At 37.7% G+C, this 5,876-nt stretch carries 4 protein-coding genes and 4 pseudogenes; 4 read left to right on the top strand and 4 right to left on the bottom strand.

Annotation, left to right across the window (positions count from 1 at the left end; all coding sequences use genetic code 11):
- Both EJF25_RS24570 and EJF25_RS24565 read left to right on the top strand, forming a co-directional pair.
- A pseudogene (locus tag EJF25_RS24570) lies at positions 1-1,320 on the top strand (ATP-binding protein); the annotation flags it as partial.
- Between the two features lie 16 nt (positions 1,321-1,336).
- Positions 1,337-2,061, top strand: a pseudogene (locus tag EJF25_RS24565) (hypothetical protein).
- Between the two features lie 179 nt (positions 2,062-2,240).
- Here EJF25_RS24565 and EJF25_RS24560 read toward each other — a convergent pair.
- Positions 2,241-2,519 carry a hypothetical protein gene (locus EJF25_RS24560; protein ID WP_125043279.1) on the bottom strand — a complete coding sequence of 93 codons (279 nt, stop codon included), beginning with the start codon at positions 2,517-2,519 and terminating at the stop codon, positions 2,241-2,243.
- Between the two features lie 118 nt (positions 2,520-2,637).
- Positions 2,638-2,934 (bottom strand): HEPN domain-containing protein, encoded by a 297-nt coding sequence (locus EJF25_RS24555; protein WP_160119444.1) that lies wholly within the window; start codon positions 2,932-2,934, stop codon positions 2,638-2,640.
- Between the two features lie 23 nt (positions 2,935-2,957).
- Between EJF25_RS24555 and EJF25_RS24550 the strand changes: the two genes are divergently transcribed.
- Positions 2,958-3,272, top strand: coding sequence for a HEPN domain-containing protein (locus EJF25_RS24550; protein WP_125043275.1), 315 nt, complete (start codon positions 2,958-2,960; stop codon positions 3,270-3,272).
- A gap of 179 nt (positions 3,273-3,451) precedes the next feature.
- A complete protein-coding gene (locus EJF25_RS24545; RefSeq protein WP_125043272.1) occupies positions 3,452-3,649 on the top strand; it encodes a hypothetical protein in 198 nt (65 codons plus the stop codon).
- Between the two features lie 179 nt (positions 3,650-3,828).
- Here the strand turns inward: EJF25_RS24545 and EJF25_RS24540 are convergent.
- Together EJF25_RS24540 and EJF25_RS24535 are read right to left on the bottom strand one after the other, a co-directional pair.
- Positions 3,829-4,554 (bottom strand): annotated as a pseudogene (locus EJF25_RS24540) (hypothetical protein).
- Between the two features lie 16 nt (positions 4,555-4,570).
- Positions 4,571-5,876 (bottom strand): annotated as a pseudogene (locus tag EJF25_RS24535) (ATP-binding protein); the annotation flags it as partial.

Genomic DNA, 5,876 nt, shown 5'->3' with positions numbered 1-5,876 from the left:
CAAGCCGATGCTGATTTTATCAGTGAAATGATAAAGGCACGACTTGACCCTGTGCCGGAAGTTCAACTTATTCCAATAGAACATGAAGGGCATACCCTGCTTGAAGTGAAAGTAAAGGCAGGAACGCTTACACCTTATTACTATTATCAAGATGGGACACGTACCGCATATGTACGAGTTGGCAATGAAAGTGTAGAATGCAACTCCCAACAATTACTTTCGTTGGTATTAAAAGGCACTCACATGACTTGAGATTCACTGCCTACCCAAGTGGATGCCAGCAAACATTCTTTCATCATTCTTGCCAATACTTTCCGTGAGCAAACCCATCAGGAATGGAATGACAAGTATCTGCAATCATTCGGACTGGTAACTCCTGACGGCAAACTGACCAATGCAGGATTGCTGTTTGTGGATAATTGCACCGTATTCCAATCGCGTATTTTCTGTACCCGTTGGACTGGACTCTATAAAGATGATGCCATCAGTTCCATAGAGCATCGGGCTAACCTTGTATTGCTATTGAAGTACGGCATGGACTTCATCAAGAACTATACCATGAGTGGTTGGGTGAAGATGCCAAACTATCGCCTTAACCTCCCAGACTATTCAGACCGAGCCATCTTCGAAGGATTGGTAAACCACCTTATCCATAGAGATTACACCGTGATGGGCGGTGAAGTACATATTGACATTTACGATAACCGTGTAGAACTGGTATCACCCGGTGCAATGCTTGACGGTACACAAATTCAAGACCGTGACATATACAAAGTACCATCCATGCGTCGCAACCCTGTCATTGCAGATGTATTTACACAATTGGACTATATGGAGAAACCCGGTTCCGGCTTACGCAAAATGCGAGAGCTTACAGAGAAGCTACCCAATTTCCTGCAAGGTAAAGAGCCGCAATATCAAACGGAAGCGACTTCTTTCTACACCACATTCTATAATTTGAACTGGGGGGAGAATGGAAGAATACCTGTTGAGGAAGTGGCAAACAGGGTAAATAGTACCCTCGAAAAGTACCCTGTAAACGAAGAAAGTTCGGAGAAAAAGTACCCTGTAAACGAAAATAGTACCCTCAAAAAGTACCCTGTAAAACGAAACACCAACAAACCTGTTGGTAGAACGGCTCAACGTATTATAGATATGGTTATATCTAACCCGATGATAACTCGTGAGAAAATGGCTGATAAATTAGGAATCTCTTTGGATGGTGTCAAGAAGCAGATTAAAAATCTCCGTGAAAGAGGTATTCTTACACACGAAGGTTCTGACAAATCCGGTTATTGGCGCATTATTGTTAAACCATAAACAGAACAATAAACCTATGGAAACCTCTTTCATACCACTCTGTGCAATAATTGCCGTTTTGGTTATCGCCTTTTGTTTGCCTCTTTGCCACAGGTAAACCATAAAACGCGATACAAAGTACTTTATGCAATAGCCATCATCATGCTATTAGCTGTTATCCCTATTAGTGAGTATATGGCTGGTGACACACAAAACTCAAGTAGCAACTATCTGCTTGTCCTAATATTCGATATTGCAGTAGGATATTTCTGTATGTACATTGCTGCTTTATTGAAATTCAATGTCCTTAGACGAAAGAACCAAGCATTAGAAAACGCCTTGACAGAAAAGCAACAAGAAAATGTAGCAATCCTATTGGAGCATCAAAACGAAAAGCAACAAGCACTTCAGCAAAGAGAGTTTGAATGGTTGGCTGGGAAAATAAAGATGTTTACCGAAGAAGAACAGGAAGCTATTCTTGCCAGTGCTCTATCATTTGCTGAACATGACTTGATAGTTGCTCCCTCAATAAACATACAGCCCAAAGAAACATGTAGTCAGCAAGAACTAATGTACTTTGTTTGCTCTGCTTTTTACAATATGGATAAAAGCCGTAGTAAAATTGTGAGTTTCTTATATAAAGTTTTTCCTCTCTATTTTCCTGCTGGAGAAAGTGCATTGGCTAAAAAGATGCCGGGATTGGAAAAGAGAAAAGGAAAGAAGAAAACCCATCCAGTTCAACTTAAAACTTTGACTATATAATATTAGGTTTAAAATTATATCAAACCTAAATCAACCTTTAGAACCGTTATTTCTAAATTACTAATAACCATTTGGGGGAGTATTGAGAAATTCTTTCGTGTATCAATTTACACTTAGCATTTAAGTTCGAAAAATAATATTTTGTTTTGTCCAAGGAAACCAAACGACATTGCCACAATCTATAATATAGTTAATCCAATAATATCATTAAGAATTTTAGTTAAAATAGGAATAATGGTTTGCAATCCTTTTTCAATAGTCAGTGTATTGAAAACATCAGAAGGAACTACTATTTTTTGTGCATTGATTTGAGGGTATCCTGCATTTTGTTCTACTTTATGGGAGAATAAGCAAGAAAACAATAAAAGCATATTCATATTATACATAGTAATCAAAAAACACAAATAACATTGAAGTTGAGTTGCACTCGGAGGTAACCCCAAGGCTATAGGATCCATGTCTGCTATATTATTAGCATCACATGACGCATTTTTAAATTTCTCTCATAGTCTTCTGTAAACTGATTGGCAATATTTGCACTGATTCTGAGCTTTTCTTCAAATGAAATACCTTTATTCAACTGCCTAGGAATTCTTCACAATAATATATACCGCACGAATAATCAAGTTGTTTATACAACAATTTGTAAGCATCTTCAGGAGAATGGCTTATTTGTCTTGTGGTGTCATTGTTAAGTACTCCAGATTCTAAAAAGACACCTTTAACAATACATTCTACACATTGTTGAATAAAAAATATCGCATGAGATACTTTTTTGTTTTTTAATAATAACTCTGCAGATGATAGATTCTCTTTGGCAACTTTGTACCATGCAAGAACAGCAAGAGTTCGCTGTCCGACAATAGCAACCACATCAGATGTGACATCAATCTGATGTGGTTGCTATTGTCGGACAGCGAACTCTTGCTGTTCTTGCATGGTACAAAGTTGCCAAAGAGAATCTATCATCTGCAGAGTTATTATTAAAAAACAAAAAAGTATCTCATGCGATATTTTTTATTCAACAATGTGTAGAATGTATTGTTAAAGGTGTCTTTTTAGAATCTGGAGTACTTAACAATGACACCACAAGACAAATAAGCCATTCTCCTGAAGATGCTTACAAATTGTTGTATAAACAACTTGATTATTCGTGCGGTATATATTATTGTGAAGAAATTCCTAGGCAGTTGAAAAGGTATTTCATTTGAAGAAAAGCTCAGAATCAGTGCAAATATTGCCAATCAGTTTACAGAAGACTATGAGAGAATTTAAAAAATGCGTCATGTGATGCTAATAATATAGCAGACATGGATCCTATAGCCTTGGGGTTACCTCCGAGTGCAACTCAACTTCAATGTTATTTGTGTTTTTGATTACTATGTATAATATGAATATGCTTTTATTGTTTTCTTGCTTATTCTCCCATAAAGTAGAACAAAATGCAGGATACCCTCAAATCAATGCACAAAAAATAGTAGTTCCTTCTGATGTTTTCAATACACTGACTATTGAAAAAGGATTGCAAACCATTATTCCTATTTTAACTAAAATTCTTAATGATATTATTGGATTAACTATATTATAGATTGTGGCAATGTCGTTTGGTTTCCTTGGACAAAAAAAAATATTATTTTTCGAACTTAAATGCTAAGTGTAAATTGATACACGAAAGAATTTCTCAATACTCCCCCAAATGGTTATTAGTAATTTAGAAATAACGGTTCTAAAGGTTGATTTAGGTTTGATATAATTTTAAACCTAATATTATATAGTCAAAGTTTTAAGTTGAACTGGATGGGTTTTCTTCTTTCCTTTTCTCTTTTCCAATCCCGGCATCTTTTTAGCCAATGCACTTTCTCCAGCAGGAAAATAGAGAGGAAAAAATTTATATAAGAAACTCACAATTTTACTACGGCTTTATCCATATTGTAAAAAGCAGAGCAAACAAAGTACATTAGTTCTTGCTGACTACATGTTTCTTTGGGCTGTATGTTTATTGAGGGAGCAACTATCAAGTCATGTTCAGCAAATGATAGAGCACTGGCAAGAATAGCTTCCTGTTCTTCTTCGGTAAACATCTTTATTTTCCCAGCCAACCATTCAAACTCTCTTTGCTGAAGTGCTTGTTGCTTTTCGTTTTGATGCTCCAATAGGATTGCTACATTTTCTTGTTGCTTTTCTGTCAAGGCGTTTTCTAATGCTTGGTTCTTTCGTCTAAGGACATTGAATTTCAATAAAGCAGCAATGTACATACAGAAATATCCTACTGCAATATCGAATATTAGGACAAGCAGATAGTTGCTACTTGAGTTTTGTGTGTCACCAGCCATATACTCACTAATAGGGGATAACAGCTAATAGCATGATGATGGCTATTGCATAAAGTACTTTGTATCGCGTTTTATGGTTTACCTGTGGCAAAGAGGCAAACAAAAAGGCGATAACCAAAACGGCAATTATTGCACAGAGTGGTATGAAAGAGGTTTCCATAGGTTTATTGTTCTGTTTATGGTTTAACAATAATGCGCCAATAACCGGATTTGTCAGAACCTTCGTGTGTAAGAATACCTCTTTCACGGAGATTTTTAATCTGCTTCTTGACACCATCCAAAGAGATTCCTAATTTATCAGCCATTTTCTCACGAGTTATCATCGGGTTAGATATAACCATATCTATAATACGTTGAGCCGTTCTACCAACAGGTTTGTTGGTGTTTCGTTTTACAGGGTACTTTTGAGGGTACTATTTTCGTTTACAGGGTACTTTTTCTCCGAACTTTCTTCGTTTACAGGGTACTTTTCGAGGGTACTATTTACCCTGTTTGCCACTTCCTCAACAGGTATTCTTCCATTCTCCCCCCAGTTCAAATTATAGAATGTGGTGTAGAAAGAAGTCGCTTCCGTTTGATATTGCGGCTCTTTACCTTGCAGGAAATTGGGTAGCTTCTCTGTAAGCTCTCGCATTTTGCGTAAGCCGGAACCGGGTTTCTCCATATAGTCCAATTGTGTAAATACATCTGCAATGACAGGGTTGCGACGCATGGATGGTACTTTGTATATGTCACGGTCTTGAATTTGTGTACCGTCAAGCATTGCACCGGGTGATACCAGTTCTACACGGTTATCGTAAATGTCAATATGTACTTCACCGCCCATCACGGTGTAATCTCTATGGATAAGGTGGTTTACCAATCCTTCGAAGATGGCTCGGTCTGAATAGTCTGGGAGGTTAAGGCGATAGTTTGGCATCTTCACCCAACCACTCATGGTATAGTTCTTGATGAAGTCCATGCCGTACTTCAATAGCAATACAAGGTTAGCCCGATGCTCTATGGAACTGATGGCATCATCTTTATAGAGTCCAGTCCAACGGGTACAGAAAATACGCGATTGGAATACGGTGCAATTATCCACAAACAGCAATCCTGCATTGGTCAGTTTGCCGTCAGGAGTTACCAGTCCGAATGATTGCAGATACTTGTCATTCCATTCCTGATGGGTTTGCTCACGGAAAGTATTGGCAAGAATGATGAAAGAATGTTTGCTGGCATCCACTTGGGTAGGCAGTGAATCTCAAGTCATGTGAGTGCCTTTTAATACCAACGAAAGTAATTGTTGGGAGTTGCATTCTACACTTTCATTGCCAACTCGTACATATGCGGTACGTGTCCCATCTTGATAATAGTAATAAGGTGTAAGCGTTCCTGCCTTTACTTTCACTTCAAGCAGGGTATGCCCTTCATGTTCTATTGGAATAAGTTGAACTTCCGGCACAGGGTCAAGTCGTGCCTTTATCATTTCACTGATAAAAT

The organism is Bacteroides faecalis (assembly GCF_003865075.1).
In the GTDB taxonomy this organism is placed as follows: Bacteria; Bacteroidota; Bacteroidia; order Bacteroidales; family Bacteroidaceae; genus Bacteroides; species Bacteroides faecalis.
Note: the sequence above shows the minus strand (reverse complement) of the source record. Positions and strands in the feature narration are given on the sequence as shown.

Bases quoted from the DNA above. Each gene is read 5' to 3' on its own strand.
- EJF25_RS24560 (WP_125043279.1), bottom strand. From the start codon at position 2,519: ATGGATCCTATAGCCTTGGGGTTACCTCCGAGTGCAACTCAACTTCAA.
- EJF25_RS24545 (WP_125043272.1), top strand. From the start codon at position 3,452: ATGAATATGCTTTTATTGTTTTCTTGCTTATTCTCCCATAAAGTAGAA.